Genomic DNA, 15,390 nt, shown 5'->3' on the forward strand with positions numbered 1-15,390 from the left:
TCACCGGATCGGTTCGTGCACGGTCACCAGCTTGGTGCCGTCGGGAAATGTCGCCTCGACCTGGACGTCGTGGATCATCTCGGCAATGCCGTCCATGACCTGGGCGCGCGTGACGACATGGGCGCCGGCCTCCATCAGCTCGGCCACCGTGCGGCCGTCGCGGGCGCCCTCGACGACGAAATCGGTGATCAGCGCGATCGCCTCGGGGTGGTTGAGCTTGACGCCGCGTTCCAGTCGTCTGCGCGCCACGATCGCCGCCATGGCGATCAGCAGCTTATCCTTTTCACGCGGCGTCAGGTTCATGCGTCTTCTCGGTACTCAAGATCAAAGTATTCGAAGGTCAAAGTGACCATAATTTGGGCAGGCCAGCCCGTCCGTTGAGCAGCTCGACGAGCGGAATCAGCCGCTTGCGGAGCAGGTAGCCGTCGCCGGCGGTGAGCCTCGCAAGAAGCTTGCCAGATTGCGCGACGCTCCAGAAACTGGCGCCACCCTGATCACCGATGATCGCGCGGGCAGGTTCCAGCAGGGTTTCCGCACGCGGGGAGACGAGAAGCATCGTTGCACTTGCAAGCGCGCCGCCGGCCACGGCCTGGCGCTGGAGGCCGGCCGCGATATCCGGGCCGATACGAAAGTCCTCGGCGTGGATGAGCCTGCCACCCTGGCGAACCCGCCAGCGGTCATGGAAATTGCCCAGGACCGTCCGTTCGCCCATCGCAAGCCGGCCGAACAGCGTCGCCTCCAGGAGCAGCGCCTCGGCCCCGACCGCCAGCTCGACATGCAGCGCGCGGGCAAAGACCGCGCGGTTGAAAACGATGGTTTCCTGCGGCAGCCAGGCAATGCTGCCGCCGGCGCCAACCGTGAGGCTGACCTTCGTCTCGGCCCGGTCGGATGCGGCGCGATAGATCTTCTCGCAGGCCTGGGTGGTGATCGATGCCGAGGCGCCCTCGCCGACCTCGATCTCCCAGCCAAGCCGGTCGCCGCCGGTCAGCCCACCGGCCGTGTTGATCAGCACGGCCTCGAGCGGGTCGCCTTGCACCGCCGGCATGCGAATCTTCGCCGATCCGTCCTGATAGAGACGTTGAAGGCGGGTCCTGCCGCCGCTCTTGCCGCAGAAAAGCCTGCCTCGCCCGGCAACACGTTGCGCGGCAGGCAGCGAAATCAGGATATCGTCGATCGTGTCCACGGCGCCAACGTTAAGCACTCCACCGGCTTTGTCGATATATAGCTTGTTGCTTGACATCGTTTCGGTTTCTATAGAGGGAGCCACCTTGGAGCGGTCACACGGATTCCTGGCGAGGTAAGGGGCGACGACGTTTGTGAATCCGGGGACACAGGGGCGCTGATCAGTTGGCGTCGGAAAACGACAGGGGAAGGAACCGAATGGCTGACCAGCTGACGACCGAAATCATCGAAAAGATCAAAGCGCATGCCGAACCTGGCGGCGAAGAAATCACGCCGAGCACGGATCTCAACACGCTGGGGATCCATTCGCTGGAATTGACCGAGATCATCTTCGATCTTGAGGAGAAGTACGGCATCGAGATCGAGATGAACACGGTCGACGCCTGGAGCAACCTCAAGAACGTCGGCGACATGGTCGAGGCGGTTCGCGAACTGATCGCGAAAAAAGCCTGACTGCATGCTCAAGCGCGTCGTCATCACCGGCATTGGCGGAATATGCGGGCTCGGCACCGATGTGCCGGCGATCTGGGACGCCATGCGCGCCGGCCGCTCGGCAATCGGCCCGATCGACAATCCTTCGCTGCATGACCTGAAGGTCAAGGTCGGCTCCGAAATCAAGGCGTTGCCCGATCACGGCATCGACCGCAAGCAGGTGGTGTCGATGGACCGCTTCAGCCTGCTGGCGGTGATCGCGGCGCGCGAAGCGATGCGGCAGTCCGGACTGGTCGCGCATACCGACAACACCTATCGGATGGGTGCCGTTGTCGGCGTTGGCGTCGCCGGCTTCGAAACGATCGAGGAGAATTACCGCGCGATCCTGATCGAGGGGCGCAACCGCGCCGCTATCTTCACCGTGCCGAAGGTTATGCCAGGCGCGGCCGCCGGCCAGGTCAGCATGAGTCTCGGCCTGCGCGGACCCGTGTTCGGCGTCACTTCGGCCTGCGCGTCGGCCAATCATGCCATCGCCTCGGCCGTCGACCAGATCCGGCTCGGCCGCGCCGACGTCATGGTCGCCGGCGGCACCGAGGCGCCGCTGGTCTGGGGCGTGCTCAAGGGCTGGGAGGCGCTGCGCGTGCTCTCGCCCGACACCTGCCGGCCGTTCTCTGCCGACCGCCAGGGCCTGTCGCTCGGCGAAGGCGCCGGCATGGCGGTGCTGGAAAGCTACGACCACGCAATGGCGCGCGGCGCCACTATCCTTGCCGAGATCGCCGGCGCGGGCCTCTCGGCCGATGCCTCCGACATCGTCGCGCCGACCGTCGAGGGACCGGAAGCGGCGATGCGCTTCTGCCTGGTGGATGCAGGGCTCAATCCCGAGGACGTCGACTATCTCAATGCGCATGGCACCGGCACCAAGGCCAACGACCAGATCGAGACCGCGGCGATCAAACGCGTCTTCGGCGAGCATGTGAGCGCACTCTCGGTCTCCTCGACCAAGTCGATGCATGCGCATTGCCTTGGCGCCTCGGGCGGGCTGGAGATGATCGCCTGCGTCATGGCGATCCGCGACGCCATCGTGCCGCCGACTGCCAATTTCCGCGAGCCGGACCCCGAATGCGATCTCGACGTGACGCCGAATGTGGCGCGCGAGCGCAAGGTGCGCGCAGCGCTGAGCAACAGTTTTGCCTTCGGCGGCACCAATGCCGTGCTGGCCTTCAAGGCGATCTGAGACGGGCGATCTGAGACGGGCGACCCGGCACGGGCTTTCGCCGGCGCCGGACGCGTTCTCATCCTTGCGGGTGCTTTGGTTGACTGACCGTGCACGGCAGGTCGATTGGCGGCCATATTGATCCCAGAGGGCCGGGGTCCTAAGTCTTGCCCACCCGCCACGCGCGCCGCCACGCGCCCATCCGCATCCGGAGCCCCGATGACCGACCTGTCCGCCTTTCCGATCGCCAAGCGCTGGCCGGCCAAGCATCCCGATCGCCTGCAGCTCTATTCATGGCCGACGCCCAACGGCGTGAAGATTTCGATCGCGCTGGAGGAGATCGGCCTGCCCTATGAACCGCATCCGGTCGACATCGGCAAGAACGAGAGCTGGACGCCGGAGTTCCTGTCGCTCAACCCGAACGGCAAGATACCGGCGATCATCGATCCGAACGGGCCCGGCGGCAAGCCGATCGGGCTGTTCGAATCCGGCGCCATCCTGCTCTACCTCAGCGACAAGACCGGCAAGCTGATCCCGGCCGATCCCATCCGGCGCTACGAGACGATCCAGTGGGTGTTCTTCCAGATGGCCGCGATCGGCCCGATCTTCGGACAGGTCGGCTTCTTCAACAAATTCGCCGGGCGCGAGATCGCCGACAAGCGCCCGCTGGAGCGGTATCGCGACGAGTCGCGGCGCCTCATCGGCGTCCTGGAAACGCGGCTCAAGGGCCGGCAATGGATCATGGATGACGAGTTCACCATCGCCGACGTCGCGACGCTGGGCTGGGTGCGCAATCTGATCGGCTTCTACGAAGCGCGCGATCTGGTCGGCTTCGACGATTTCCCCGGTGTCGCGGCATGGCTGGAGCGCGGCCTCGCACGGCCCGCCGTGCAGAGGGGCCTGACTATCCCGGTCAGGAGGTGAGTCGCTCTATTTGGGCTTGGCCTTGGCGCCGCCTCGGCCGAGCACGGATGCGGCAAGCCGCGCGGTGGCCACCACCGCGCCGGTCGCCACGCTTGCCACAGTGCGGATCGGCCCCGAGCTTGCCGCCGGCTTATGCGGCTTCGCGGCCTTCGCGGGGGCCTTGTGCGCGGTGCCGGGCACGACTTTCTTGGGCGCCGCCTTGCCGAAGCTCGGCTTGGCGTCCTTGGAGCGCTGGGCCGTTGCGGTAGCTGCACCAGCTCTGGATTGATTGGCTCTGCTTCTTGCAGGCGCGGGTTTTCTGGTCTTGGTTGCCATAAGACGGTTCCCTGTTATCGCGCAATTCCGGAAGCCGTTACACACTTTCTCTCCTGGAATCGCGTCAGTGCCGGACAATTCGGGTCATGGAGATAACGACCTGTAAATCTTAAGGTTCCCGCCCGAAAATGGTGAAAATTGAGCAGGTTAACCAATCACCAGATCGGCCTCTCGGCGACGCGCCAGCACGCGCTCGATATTGGGCATGTCGTTGGAGGCGATCCAGGCGCGGGCGTCCTCGTCGGACTTGCCATGGCCGCGCCAGCGCTCCATCAGCCGGCGCTCGAGCTCGTCGCGCGGGACATCGACGAAAATGGTGAAATCGAACAGCTCTGCCAGCCGCGACCACGGCTCCTCGTCGAGCAGCAGATAGTTGCCCTCGACCAGGATGAACTTGGTGTCGGCGGAAATGATCTCGGCGGCGGCGCGCGAGAGTTCGATGCTGCGGTCGAAGACCGGAATGGCAATGTCCGGCTCGCCGGAGCGGATCCGCTTCAAAAGCGTCTCGAAGCCGGCAAAATCGAAGGTTTCCGGCGCCCCTTTTCGCGCGCGCAGGCCGCGCCGGTTGAGCACGATGTCGTCATAGTGGAAGCCGTCCATCGGCACGACTTCGGACGTGCCCTCCGGCAGCAATTCATGCAGCCTGCCCGATATGGTCGACTTGCCGGCTCCCGGCGGGCCGGCAATGGCAACGACGAAACGCTTGGCCTTGCCGGCGCGCTTGAAGATGGCGGCAGTGATATGGGCTAAGTCAGACATCAGCGCCTCTTCGCTAGCGACTCCGGCCGCATCTTGGCGGCACCGGGGAGAAATTTCAAACGGTTATAAGGCTCTGCCGCGCGCCCTTGAGATCGGTCGGCATCCTCTGGCGGAGCAAGGGTTTCAGGCGGGTACGGAACGGCTGATGCGCAGGAAGTCGCCGTCGAACGGTATCTCCTTCGCTGAGCCATTCTGGGCAAGGATGCGCAGTCGATCGGTCGCTTGTTCCAGGCCGCTTGGCGGTTCGACGTCGGCTGCCGGAACCGCGCCGATGACGTGGCGGAAGGAGACGCTGCGCCCTTCGGCAAGCGCGAAGGCCGTCGCCACGCCTTCATGCTTCAGCCAGTTGTCGCCGAGCGAGGCGGCGTGGCCGACCGCGGCGCGGCCGTCCTCGATGCCAAGCACGCCGACATGGCGGCCGCTCCAGGGCGCATAGTCGCGCCCGCCATTGCTGAACCACAGCATGGTGACCGGCAGCTCGGCCGGGTTCTTCAGCACCAGCACCAGATCCTGCTCGGCGCGGCGGGCGAGCGCCGTCCAGCCCGGCCCGCCATGATCGGCCTCGACCAGGGTGATGAAATCCTCGCGCCGGTCTTCCATGCGGTAGTCGGCGAGATCGGCGGTGCCGCCGGCCGCGAGCGGGAAACGGGTTAGGTCGGTGGCGCGGGCGGGATAGGCCAGACGAAACCGGCCGCGCGCCGGATCGGGCTCCAGAGGGGTCTCAGGCGTGACCGCCAGACGTTTCGGCGAGAAGGCGAGCCGGCCGCCGTCCTGCATCGCCGTCATCGGATGGTGGGCGACGGAAATGGCGCCGGAACCGCCGGAGAAGATGTGTTCCTGGTAGAGGAAGGGATGGTTGTCGCGGAGCGTGAAGACCTTGTCGACGGAAGCACCCATCACCTTGCGGCGCAAGCGGAAGACGGCGCGCCAGCCGCCGGCGATGGCACTGCTTTCGACGACATCCCACTCGCTGTTGGCCGTCCAACCGTGGAGGGGAGCAGCTTCGACATCGCTGGTGGAGAACGGCGCGCAGAGGAAGTCGCCGGACAGGCGCACCGTGCCTTCGGGGAGGTTTTGCGGCAACGTCGCGCGCGGCGAGCCGACCCAGGGCGCGCGGTGCAGCGGTTTTAGGCGGCGGCCATCGGCCTCGATTTCCAGGGCGGCGATGTGGCCGACGGCGAGATCGAGGGAGACCGAGATGCCTTTTGCGTTGATGCTGAGGGTGTCCATTGCCAAACCTCGAATCTTCGGTGACAACAAAGCCTGACCGGCGGCAGCGGCGCAAGCAGGGCGATAGGCATTTTGCATCAGGCGAATGCCACCAATTGTCGAACTCGGCGCTGCCGACCTTGAAGGCAATTCAACCTCCTGCAAACCGCAAAAACTGGGCAAATGCCTCATTCCCGCCGTTAACCAGTTGGACGGAGCGGATGCGGTACGCTAGCTTCGCCGCATCTCAGCAACCGTTTTTGAACAATCTTGTCCACTCCGCTTTCGCTCCTCCAGAAATTGATGACCGCGCTGGTGCTGCTGCTCCTCATTGCCGGCTGCACCACCGCCGCGCCGCCGGAAACCGTGCTGGCCGTGCCGGCGCAGCCGCAGAAATATGCCGCGATCGTGGTCGACGCTTCGACCGGCAAGACGCTGTTCGAGGTCAATTCGACGGTGCAGCGCTATCCCGCGTCGCTGACCAAGATGATGACGCTCTACATGCTGTTCGAGGCGCTGGAGAGCGGCCGGGTGAGCAAGGAAACGCAGATCCCGGTATCCAACCACGCCGCCTCGCAGCCGCCGACGAAGCTGCGCTTCAGGCGCGGCGAGACGATCGACGTCGATTCCGCCATCCGCGCCATGGTGGTGAAGTCGGCTAACGACGTGGCGGTGGCGGTGGGCGAATATCTCGGCGGCGGCAGCGAGGAGCAGTTCGCCGCCATGATGACCGCCAAGGCGCGCCAGCTCGGCATGACCAGCACCAATTTCCGCAACGCCTGCGGCCTGCCCGACGACGGCCAGGTGACGACGGCGCGCGACATGGCGGTGCTGGGCATCGCGCTCCAGCGCCGCTTCCCGCAGCATTTCCACTATTTCTCCGAAAGCGATTTCATGTTCCGCGGCCGGCTGGTGCGCGGCCATAACGACATGCTGGGACGGGTGCGCGGCGTCGACGGCATCAAGACCGGCTATATCCGCGCTTCCGGCTACAACATCGTCACCTCCTACAATGCCGACGGCAGGCATCTGATCGTGGTGGTGATGGGCGCCCAAAGCGCGCGCCAGCGCAACGACCATGTCGAGGCGCTGATCCAGCGCAGCTTGTCGCCGATGAGCGCCGATGCCCAGACGCGGCTGATGTATGCCGGCCAGCAGCCGGCCGCTTCGGCACTTCCGGGTTTGCCGGCGCCGGGAGTGCCGGCGCCCAGTTTGCCGGCGCAAGGGTCGTCGCTGCCGGGTTTGCTGGCGCAGTAGCGAAGCCCGGGTGGCGGCGGCCTGCTCAAGCGACCGGCCAGATAGCCCGCCGGCGGTGACCATGGCTCCAGCGAGGCAGGACCGATGCGTTCGGCGGTGGCGCTGCCCCTCACCTGCCTGCCGGCATCCTCTCCCCGTAAGTGACGGGGAGAGGGGCGCTCTCATCGCCGGTTTCGCCAATAGCCAGCGGTGCAGAGGAAGGCGCCGAGCCTGCGCCCAGCCTCCTTCTCCCCGTCTATACAGGGAGAAGGTGCCGGCAGGCGGATGAGGGGCGGCGCTGCCCCCAGAGATTTGCTGTTGCTCAGCAAGCCCTTTCAACCAAATCTCCCTGAATTGGATCTATGTCCTGTGCGCGCCGAAAGCGCATCCATCCATCACAACAACTTGTTCGGTCACACCAGCTTCACAGTCGCGATGGATATGCCGCGCCGGCTCGGCGTATCGTATCGAAGCCCGAGAAGAGGAGCACTGAGCATGGCCGGCGACCCAAAGGCATCCGCGCAGACAATAGCCGACAACGAAAACGACTCGGGCGGCGAATATCTCGAGGCGGCCACCGTGCCGGAAGATCAGCATGAGGCGGCGGACGAGATCCTCGAAGCGCCGGAGGTGCCGGATTCGGAGCCGCACCTGCCCGGCGCGGCGCGTGCAAAGCCCAAGAAAAAACCGTCGGCGATCAGCGGCCGGAAGTTCCGCAAGCGCGACCTGGTGCGCGTCGACGACCTGAGGCCGAGCCTCGCCGACCGCATCCGCTCCGACCATCCCGACCTGCCGCGCGGCGCCCGCATCAGCCGCGAGGAGCTCGCCCGCTACCGCATGCGCTACATGGAGGAATTGCTGCAGCAGGAGCACGGCGAGTTCTCCGAGCTCGACCGCCAGGTGGTGGAATCGATCGCCAGACAGGACACGATCTCGGAGAACTCGGAAGAAGAGTTCGAGGAGCGCCGCTCCTTCGCCGACCGCGTCTCGGACGACATGGCGGCCTTCGGCGGCAGCTGGTGGTTCCTGATCTCGTTCGCGGCGGTGCTTCTGATCTGGATCGGCCTCAACCTCTTCGAGGGCGCGGCCGCCGCCTTTGATCCCTACCCATTCATCTTGCTCAACCTGCTCCTATCCTGCATCGCCGCCATCCAGGCGCCGATCATCATGATGAGCCAGAAGCGGCAGGAGGCGAAGGACCGGCTGCGCTCCTTCAACGACTACCGGGTGAACCTCAAGGCCGAGCTCGAAGTGCGGCATCTGCACGAAAAGCTCGACTACCTGATCTCACGCCAATGGCAGCGCCTGGCCGAGATGCAGCAGATGCAGCTTGATGCCATGCACGAGCTGACCGCGAAGAAGCAGAAGCGGGCGACGCGCGGGTTGCAGCGGAGGGTGGCGAAGAGCGAGGTGGAGGGGTGAGGGCTGGCGAGAGCTTGCGCCTGAACAACGCTCGGAAGTCGCGATGCATTGCCGAAGTGGGGCCGCCGGCCTCCGAGCCTACATCAGTTGGGACCGCTCGCTCTCGACTCCAGCACCTCCACCGGACGAATGCGAGCCTGCCCGCTACGGCGAATATTCCGCCAAGCCAATTGCCCGTTGAAGCCGGCACGCGCTTCCGCTAAGAAGCCGTGGCTGGCCGGCTCACCGGCTGGTTCGTTTTCCGGTTTCCCGGGAAGCACCCGTAGCTCAGCTGGATAGAGCGCTGCCCTCCGAAGGCAGAGGTCACAAGTTCGAATCTTGTCGGGTGCGCCAATAATATCAATGAGTTAATCAGGATTTGGCGACAGGTAGTCGCCTCCTCCCACACATTTTTCCCACACAACTGATCAGTCTTCCAGATTTTGTCGATCTCGCTATAAGGTCGGCCGAAAGGAGGCAGTACATGGCCAGGCGCATCTACACGTTCGGATACGAGGGTCTGACCATTGAACGTTTCATTGAGAGGCTGCAATCAGCGCGCATCAATCTGGTTGTTGACGTCCGTGCGACGCCGCTATCTCGCAAACGCGGCTTCTCGAAAGCGGCATTTGAGCAGGCTCTCAGCGCCGCCGGAATTGCCTACGTACACGCCAAGGCCATGGGGTGTCCAAAGGCCGTTCGGGACCGATACAAACGAGATGGTAGCTGGTCGACCTACACAGCGAGCTTCCTCCAGTACCTGAGCGGCCAAGAGGCAGCTCTCGCAGAAGTGGCTAATATCACGCAGTCGAAAAATTCGTGCTTGGTGTGCTTCGAAGCGGACCACAGATTCTGCCATCGGACATACGTGGCGAGGGCTGCTGCCCGGAAAACTGGATCTCCTATAACCCACCTCACAGATCAAACAGAGATCGTTGAGCCGTTTGGAGCAGTTGCCGCTTAGGCGGGTAGATGAGGCTGACAATCAGCCATTGGTCGGGAAACCTGTGAATCGTTCCCATCAGGAACATGAGATCCGCCGCTGGCAGATCGCGCTCTAGCTTGGCTCGAAAAGGGGGCTCCCAATCCTTGCCGTACTGTCTGCGGCAATTCCAATAAAGAGCGCCGATTTCCCAATCGACGATCTTGTGACGGTAATCGACGTCGATGCCTCCGGCGGTGCACTGATAGCGATAGTGAAAATCGTAGGGCAGTTTGCGAAGAGTCTTGATCGCTGGCGCGTCCGCGTCATCGAACAAGCCTGCCTGACGCTGGTGTTGCAACAGTTTTGTCTGCTCCTGCGGGGTCCAGTCAGGATTTGCTGTTGGGGTGATATCGAGCGCAACTATCTTCGCCGGCCTCAGAAGCGAAAGGGTGTTCCCGGCAACTTGGCGAGCCTTCTCGACTGCTGCGAAATCGCTAAAGATCGAGACTTTGTCTATCCACTTCCACCGTTCGGCCCACCCATTCTTAGTCGAGAGCGCAGCTTCCGCCCGCCGAATTGTGTCAACCTTAATGTGGTGGCTCTCTGGGCGGTTGTCGTCTCTCGCGCGTTCGATCGTAGCTTCGATGATTTCCCACTTCTTGAATTGTTGGTCGTCCTTGATCAATCGGAACGGAACCGGGAACAGCCTGATTAACGAGCCTGTTTCCTCCATTCCGGCTACGCATGACGTCTCAGAATATTTGCTGCTCGGCGACGGATATGTCTTGCATAGCACAAGGATATCGGCGGTTCTCGTCACCATCGTTTGGCGCTCCCTAGCACAACGTCTCGCACGCCACGCCGTCGCCGTCCCGATCCAGCTTCCCGCCCCATGAGCAGTTCTGCAGATACCATTGGGCCTCGTCGCACGAACTGATCTGCTTGCACGTCCGCCGCGGCTCGCACGAATAGCCGCTCTGCGCGACCAGCTTGCGGCTGACGATGCCGAGCGGCTGGCTCGCCGGCGCCGCGCCGTCGGCGTGCGACGCACGCCAGTCCCACGGCGCTTCGAATCTGCCGACCCACAGCCCGACCTTCGCCGCTTCTGCTTTCGCCTGCTGCTTCGCATAGACCCCATTGCTGTATCGCGGCCAGTCCAGCGCCTGGCCGTGCTCGACCATCCATGCCGCCACGCTGGCGCCGTCGGCGCGCCGGCAGTCGCCGACGAAGCGGTGATAGCGGTCCCACGTCACGAACGTGCATTGTACCGGCCGCGAGGTCGCCAGGAAGCCATCCAGCGCTTCGGCCGATCGCCGGCCGCAGGGATATTCGAAGCCCTTGGCATCGTCGCAGTATTGCTTGCCCTCCGGCGCGTCGATGCCGTTGAAGCGGATCCGTTGCCCGTGGATCTCAATCGTATCCCCGTCGATGACCGATGCGACGCCGGTGATCGGTCCCGGCTTGGCGACCGCCACGTTTTGCAGACTGATCTGGTGCAGGCTGTCGCTATGCCGCATGGCAGTGAGCGCGGCCAGGGCGCCGGCCGCTGCAACGGTTACGAAGATGAGGCGTCGCGGAACGCTCCGCCAACGCGCGGCGCGGGAGCGCTTTGCGCCGCTGCGCTTGTGCCACTGGTCCGATCGGTTGTCGTGCCGCGACCTGTCCATCGATTTCACTGTTGCTCGTCGCTGAAGAAGATTTTGCGGGCTTCTGGCACTTGGGCCACGATGCAATTCAGCGCATCGTCGAAGTCAGGAAAGCCGGCAGCCATGTCCGGCCCCTGTATCAAACACTGCTTGTAGAGAGCTTCGAAGGCCGGTTTATCAGACAGGGCGTATAGGCCTTGGACCAGGCGAGCGATGGCGACTGACTGGTCGCCCCGGCACTTCGTGTAAGCGTCGCTTTCGGTGGTTTGGTATCGGTGCAAGCAAAGTTTATCCGCCATTGCGAATAGTTTTGGCATAGGGTTGTCATCGGCTCTGGCGGGCAAGCCTGTCGCAAAGATGATTGCTCCAAGCGAAATTAGCGTAGCGACGTGATTGTGCGTCAAACGGCTCCGTACCCTCATCCCTCGACGGGGCGCTAGCACCCCGTGATTCCCATTTGACGGGCGGCGGCGCATCTCATCGCGACGCCATTCCCGTCCAGCGAAAAGACCCTAAAAGTTTCATCGTTGTTGCATGTCGCTGTTATCGTGCCGTCGCCTAGGCGTCGCGCGTCGACAACCAGCGGACAAGCATCTGACGGAAAGTTGTCTTGAATGATCTGCTGTGCGACCTCGGCTGGCTCGCCGTTGGGAGCGCGGCTAAACTGAGCGTAGGCCAAGGCCGACGACATCAACAGAGTAGCTGCGATTGTGACTGCCCGTGTAGATATTGCGCTCACATTGCGCCTCCGGGCCGGCTTTCGGCCGAACGACCGCCGCACCGCGAACCATCTGCCGCTACACTTCCGTCGGTCGGGCAATTTCCTGTGTAGCCGCCGCCCGAGCCGGACTTGTAGTGCTGGATGACGGCTACGCTCCGCGCGCCATCCCCCTCAATATGCGTGTTGTTGCTGTTCGGGTTGAACGGGTCGACGGTCTGCAACAGACGATTGGTATTGTTGGCGTCGCCTGACGCCAACGTCATCGTGTCGTAATTGTTGAGATAGTCGGCGGCGCAGCCGGATACTGCGACCATCGCCGCAACGCAAAATAGAGTTCGCCCAAACATTGTCCCCACTCCCCAACGGAAAGATGACATGGCGCGCTCTATTTTGCAAATGTGCTGGATTCAGCCAGAAAGGGGGTGTCTACGTTTGGAGCAAGGCGCCGCCGTATTGAGCCCATAAGCGGTCGCAGTCCCACTTCCTGAGGCTCGGCGTTCCCGGCAACCCGTAGAGCACCATCGCGCCACGAACGTCGTAGCCGAGCACGGTCGCGTTGGCGACGAACTGGATGGCGTGCCCTAAGGTTATGGCGCCGATCCGCGTTTCAATTTTGCTGGTGAGGTCGACCACTCCGAAGATTTCCGCGTCGTCGCCTCTGCCGGCCAGAACAGCCGACGAGATCGCATCGTCCAAGGCCAGGAGCATCGCGGAGTCCCCCGTAGCGCTCCTGCTAACTTCGGCGGGCGGAATTGGTTCCGCGTCCCGTCCGAAATGTCGGTCTATCAGCAGGCGCTAACGGAACGTCCACGGTCGTGCGATATTGAATCAAGTTGGCATTGTTGGGTCGTTCCATGCGCAAGCCTGCCGCCCGGCGTCCGGCTATCGTTCATTCCTCCGCTGCTGCCGACCCTGGTCGACATGCCACCGGAAGGCGACGGATGGATTCACGAGGTAAAATTCGACGGCTACCGCTCTCAGATCGTCCGCGACGAAGGCGGCATTCGCATCTTCACTCGCCGTGGGCTCGACTGGACAGCCAAGTACCGGGATCTCGTCAAAGCCGCCGGCGAGCTCAACGCTGAAGGCGCGATTATCGACGGCGAAATCGTCGTCTTGGATGAGGCGGGACATTCCGACTGGCGAGCTACGCAAGGCCATCACCAGGCGCCAGCACGACCTCTATTTCGTGGCTTTCGATCTGCTGCACCTGAACGGGCACGATCTGCGCGACATGCCGCTGATCGATCGGCACGATATCCTCGAGGCGCTGATTCCGGAGGGCCAGCGCATCCAATTCAGCCAAGCGTTGCCCGGTGACGCAAAATCCATTTTCCATCTGATCGACCAGGCCGGGCTCGAGGGCATGGTGTCGAAGCGCAAGGCGTTTATCGCAGCGGAAATTCGACAGCCTGGCTTAAGAGCAAATCCTACGCCGTCGACGAATACGATTTACTCGGCGTCGAACGGGAGCCGGGCAAACCGGCATTTGCCCTCATGGCCGAGCGCGGCACGGGGCGTTATGTTGGCTCGGCATTCATCACGTTGAACCGCGAGATGCGGGAACGGCTGTGGCAGCGAGTGCAAAAGCATTCCGGGCCGGCGCCGAAAGGAATGAAACGGCCTGCAACCCAATGGGTGAAGCCTGGTCTTGTTGGACGTGTGAAGCACATGCGCGGCGAAGAGGATTTACGCCACGCGTCGCTGCAGGACTTTAGAGAGAAATAATTGGCACGACGGCACTCGACCCTGGCTCGCACATTTATCTTATGAGATTGACTGGCGCTCAGGCCCGTCGCATTGGAGATAAGGCAGGGGATTCGCGATGTTCAAAGTAGCGATTGTTGTGGCTTCATTGGTGCAGCCGGTGACGCTGAGTAAGGAAGCCTTGACGATCTGTGGAGCTGCTTCTCAGTCGGCTGAGACCACTATGAAGCTCCGCCAGATGGGGATCTCGTTGGTCAAGGTCATGGATGCGATCAATCGCACCGCCCCAAACCCGGATAAGCCTGGTGAAGTTGCCGCAGTCGAGAACCAGCAGAGGCAGGCGCTCGCCGCCTATGACCATCCGCGCTACGAAACCGAAGACATGCAGCAGAGGGCCATCGCTGATTTTCGCGACGAAGAGTATCGTGTCTGCCTGGAGGCGTTCACCAAATAGACGCTTTTACGTAGCCTTGCCGGCTCGGATCATTGCCCGCGCAATCGCGAGCTCAGCCTCCACCTTGGCGTTTCCTTTGTGGGTCATGTTGTCCGCGGCGATCAGACGCCGAAGCGAGCGCATGACCTCGCCGCGCGTCCAGCCTGCCTCGATCATGCAGTCGACAATTGCCTGAAAGCCCGGCTCCATCGCTTCCTGACAATCGATCTCTCGATCGGTGTAATCGTCTTCGCGCCTTGGTCTGCTGATCATCCGTTGCCGTCCACTGTGCTCTCTTCGTCAACTGCATGAGGCACCGGAAGATACGCGTTGGCGACGAGCCATTCGCCGACAATCGTTTCCAGCAGATCGGGCTTAGCCCTGCCCATCTCGGCCGCCAGGCTGGTCAGCGCGTCATCGGTGCGCGGATCAAGGCCGATCCCGCCAGCGTTCCTGATCACGAGCGCGGCCCGCCGCAGCAACACTTGCAAATCGGCCCGCGAAGCGTCTGCGATATGGTCGGCAGCGCTCTCCAGTTCACGCACGAATTGATGGCGGGACATCGGTCCATGCTCCTACAGGAATTTCTCACCTTCGCCGCGGTGTTCGAAACAGAACCAGTGCGGCGCCTGCTTCGGTTTGGCGAAGCCCCAACCGGCGTCTTTGCTGCAGCCGTCGTGCTCGCAAATGTGATGCTGGACGCCGGCCGGCGTGGCGTATTCGGGTCGTGGCAGTCGGATTTCGTCGCTCATGGGCAACAGTGAACGAAATGAGAACAAAAGAGTCAAGCGGCCCCTTGACCGGATGGGAATATGTTCTCAATTCGAGTGGATGCCCGAGCAACCGGAAAAGTGGCCGAGAGGCGCCCCATGGACCCTGACGAACGCCCATGACGCGGGGCAGGTGGCGGGCATTCGCTGCGCCCGCTGCAACGTCACGCGTTACTACAAACCGAACGAGTTGCGGGAGGTGATCGGCAACGTCACAATCGATGATGTTCGGGACAAGGTCCGCTGCCAGCAGTGCAAGAGTCGGGAGTGGATGAGCGCGCAGCTATTCCACCCAACCGGTGAGCAGGCGCACACGATCCGCTTCCGCCGCCTGGTGCAGATCCGATGGGAGAAGCGGGTGATCTGGCGGGATGAGTAGTATGCAGGTGATTGTTGCTATCGAACGTGTGCCCCAAAGCTCTACGACGGACTTGCTCTTGTCGTGGACGGGGTTAAGCTGTTCAGGGGCAATGAGGGGGCGATGTCATGGGGTGGCGTTTTCGTAAGTCGGTTCGTC

Annotated in this window: 21 protein-coding genes, 1 tRNA gene and 1 pseudogene; 10 read left to right on the plus strand and 13 right to left on the minus strand. The window is 62.9% G+C overall.

Features of this window, described 5'->3' with window-relative positions:
• Together EOD29_RS22365 and EOD29_RS22370 are read right to left on the minus strand one after the other, a co-directional pair.
• Positions 1–303 (minus strand): urease subunit gamma, encoded by a 303-nt coding sequence (locus tag EOD29_RS22365; protein ID WP_095799087.1) that lies wholly within the window; start codon positions 301–303, stop codon positions 1–3.
• Positions 304–340: 37 nt separating this feature from the next.
• Complete coding sequence (locus EOD29_RS22370; RefSeq protein WP_164763808.1) at positions 341–1,183, minus strand: urease accessory protein UreD; 843 nt, start codon at positions 1,181–1,183, stop codon at positions 341–343.
• A gap of 197 nt (positions 1,184–1,380) precedes the next feature.
• On the opposite strand from EOD29_RS22370, the gene EOD29_RS22375 reads away from it, so the two are divergent.
• The 3 genes from EOD29_RS22375 (at position 1,381) to EOD29_RS22385 (ending at position 3,751) form a co-directional block, all read left to right on the plus strand.
• The gene (locus EOD29_RS22375; protein ID WP_040975089.1) at positions 1,381–1,635 is read left to right on the plus strand and encodes an acyl carrier protein; all 255 of its coding nucleotides are present in this window, start codon (positions 1,381–1,383) and stop codon (positions 1,633–1,635) included.
• Positions 1,636–1,639: 4 nt separating this feature from the next.
• Complete coding sequence (locus EOD29_RS22380) at positions 1,640–2,848, plus strand: beta-ketoacyl-[acyl-carrier-protein] synthase family protein (RefSeq protein ID WP_067323955.1); 1,209 nt, start codon at positions 1,640–1,642, stop codon at positions 2,846–2,848.
• 198 nt (positions 2,849–3,046) lie between these two features.
• Positions 3,047–3,751, plus strand: a complete 705-nt coding sequence (locus EOD29_RS22385; RefSeq protein ID WP_127247904.1) for a glutathione S-transferase N-terminal domain-containing protein — start codon at positions 3,047–3,049, stop codon at positions 3,749–3,751.
• Between the two features lie 6 nt (positions 3,752–3,757).
• Here EOD29_RS22385 and EOD29_RS22390 read toward each other — a convergent pair whose 3' ends face one another.
• From EOD29_RS22390 to EOD29_RS22400, 3 genes are all read right to left on the minus strand, one after another.
• Positions 3,758–4,066: a hypothetical protein gene (locus EOD29_RS22390; RefSeq protein WP_127247905.1), complete on the minus strand. Its 309-nt coding sequence runs from the start codon at positions 4,064–4,066 to the stop codon at positions 3,758–3,760.
• A gap of 147 nt (positions 4,067–4,213) precedes the next feature.
• Complete coding sequence (locus EOD29_RS22395) at positions 4,214–4,825, minus strand: nucleoside triphosphate hydrolase (RefSeq protein WP_067323950.1); 612 nt, start codon at positions 4,823–4,825, stop codon at positions 4,214–4,216.
• Positions 4,826–4,948: 123 nt separating this feature from the next.
• On the minus strand, positions 4,949–6,055 hold the full coding sequence (locus EOD29_RS22400) for a hypothetical protein (RefSeq protein ID WP_127240521.1): 1,107 nt from the start codon (positions 6,053–6,055) through the stop codon (positions 4,949–4,951).
• A 282-nt stretch (positions 6,056–6,337) separates the two neighbouring features.
• Between EOD29_RS22400 and EOD29_RS22405 the strand changes: the two genes are divergently transcribed.
• The 4 genes from EOD29_RS22405 to EOD29_RS22420 all read left to right on the plus strand — a co-directional run bounded on the left by EOD29_RS22405 (position 6,338) and on the right by EOD29_RS22420 (position 9,635).
• On the plus strand, positions 6,338–7,291 hold the full coding sequence (locus EOD29_RS22405) for a D-alanyl-D-alanine carboxypeptidase family protein (RefSeq protein ID WP_127247923.1): 954 nt from the start codon (positions 6,338–6,340) through the stop codon (positions 7,289–7,291).
• A gap of 474 nt (positions 7,292–7,765) precedes the next feature.
• Positions 7,766–8,692: a DUF1003 domain-containing protein gene (locus EOD29_RS22410; RefSeq protein ID WP_127247906.1), complete on the plus strand. Its 927-nt coding sequence runs from the start codon at positions 7,766–7,768 to the stop codon at positions 8,690–8,692.
• Between the two features lie 256 nt (positions 8,693–8,948).
• A tRNA-Arg gene (locus EOD29_RS22415) sits at positions 8,949–9,025 on the plus strand.
• A gap of 130 nt (positions 9,026–9,155) precedes the next feature.
• The gene (locus tag EOD29_RS22420) at positions 9,156–9,635 is read left to right on the plus strand and encodes a DUF488 domain-containing protein (protein ID WP_127247907.1); all 480 of its coding nucleotides are present in this window, start codon (positions 9,156–9,158) and stop codon (positions 9,633–9,635) included.
• On the opposite strand, the gene EOD29_RS22425 is transcribed toward EOD29_RS22420, so the two are convergent.
• The 5 genes from EOD29_RS22425 to EOD29_RS22445 form a co-directional block, all read right to left on the minus strand.
• A complete protein-coding gene (locus tag EOD29_RS22425) occupies positions 9,586–10,419 on the minus strand; it encodes a hypothetical protein (protein WP_127247908.1) in 834 nt (277 codons plus the stop codon). The genes EOD29_RS22420 and EOD29_RS22425 overlap by 50 nt on opposite strands.
• A gap of 13 nt (positions 10,420–10,432) precedes the next feature.
• Positions 10,433–11,263 carry an excalibur calcium-binding domain-containing protein gene (locus tag EOD29_RS22430; protein ID WP_127247924.1) on the minus strand — a complete coding sequence of 277 codons (831 nt, stop codon included), beginning with the start codon at positions 11,261–11,263 and terminating at the stop codon, positions 10,433–10,435.
• Positions 11,264–11,268: 5 nt separating this feature from the next.
• On the minus strand, positions 11,269–11,559 hold the full coding sequence (locus EOD29_RS22435; protein WP_127247909.1) for a hypothetical protein: 291 nt from the start codon (positions 11,557–11,559) through the stop codon (positions 11,269–11,271).
• A gap of 418 nt (positions 11,560–11,977) precedes the next feature.
• Positions 11,978–12,277 carry a hypothetical protein gene (locus EOD29_RS22440; protein WP_245475387.1) on the minus strand — a complete coding sequence of 100 codons (300 nt, stop codon included), beginning with the start codon at positions 12,275–12,277 and terminating at the stop codon, positions 11,978–11,980.
• 112 nt (positions 12,278–12,389) lie between these two features.
• Positions 12,390–12,659 carry a hypothetical protein gene (locus tag EOD29_RS22445; RefSeq protein WP_245475388.1) on the minus strand — a complete coding sequence of 90 codons (270 nt, stop codon included), beginning with the start codon at positions 12,657–12,659 and terminating at the stop codon, positions 12,390–12,392.
• A gap of 225 nt (positions 12,660–12,884) precedes the next feature.
• On the opposite strand from EOD29_RS22445, the pseudogene EOD29_RS22450 reads away from it, so the two are divergent.
• A pseudogene (locus EOD29_RS22450) lies at positions 12,885–13,691 on the plus strand (ATP-dependent DNA ligase).
• A gap of 97 nt (positions 13,692–13,788) precedes the next feature.
• Positions 13,789–14,124, plus strand: a complete 336-nt coding sequence (locus EOD29_RS22455; RefSeq protein WP_127247912.1) for a hypothetical protein — start codon at positions 13,789–13,791, stop codon at positions 14,122–14,124.
• Between the two features lie 6 nt (positions 14,125–14,130).
• Here EOD29_RS22455 and EOD29_RS22460 read toward each other — a convergent pair whose 3' ends face one another.
• Genes EOD29_RS22460 through EOD29_RS35995 form a run of 3 tightly spaced genes read right to left on the minus strand, consistent with a single transcriptional unit; the run spans position 14,131 to position 14,855 of the window.
• Entirely contained in the window at positions 14,131–14,376 is a 246-nt protein-coding gene (locus EOD29_RS22460; protein WP_127247913.1) for a hypothetical protein, read from the minus strand.
• Positions 14,373–14,666 (minus strand): hypothetical protein, encoded by a 294-nt coding sequence (locus EOD29_RS22465; protein ID WP_127247914.1) that lies wholly within the window; start codon positions 14,664–14,666, stop codon positions 14,373–14,375. Before EOD29_RS22465 ends, EOD29_RS22460 begins: the two co-directional genes overlap by 4 nt.
• Before the next feature lie 12 nt (positions 14,667–14,678).
• Entirely contained in the window at positions 14,679–14,855 is a 177-nt protein-coding gene (locus tag EOD29_RS35995; protein WP_164763805.1) for a hypothetical protein, read from the minus strand.
• On the opposite strand from EOD29_RS35995, the gene EOD29_RS22470 reads away from it, so the two are divergent.
• Positions 14,854–15,252, plus strand: a complete 399-nt coding sequence (locus EOD29_RS22470) for a hypothetical protein (protein ID WP_127247915.1) — start codon at positions 14,854–14,856, stop codon at positions 15,250–15,252. The genes EOD29_RS35995 and EOD29_RS22470 overlap by 2 nt on opposite strands.
• Positions 15,253–15,390: the final 138 nt, after the last annotated feature.

It is taken from the genome of Mesorhizobium sp. M1A.T.Ca.IN.004.03.1.1 (genome assembly GCF_003997555.1).
In the GTDB taxonomy this organism is placed as follows: Bacteria; Pseudomonadota; Alphaproteobacteria; order Rhizobiales; family Rhizobiaceae; genus Mesorhizobium.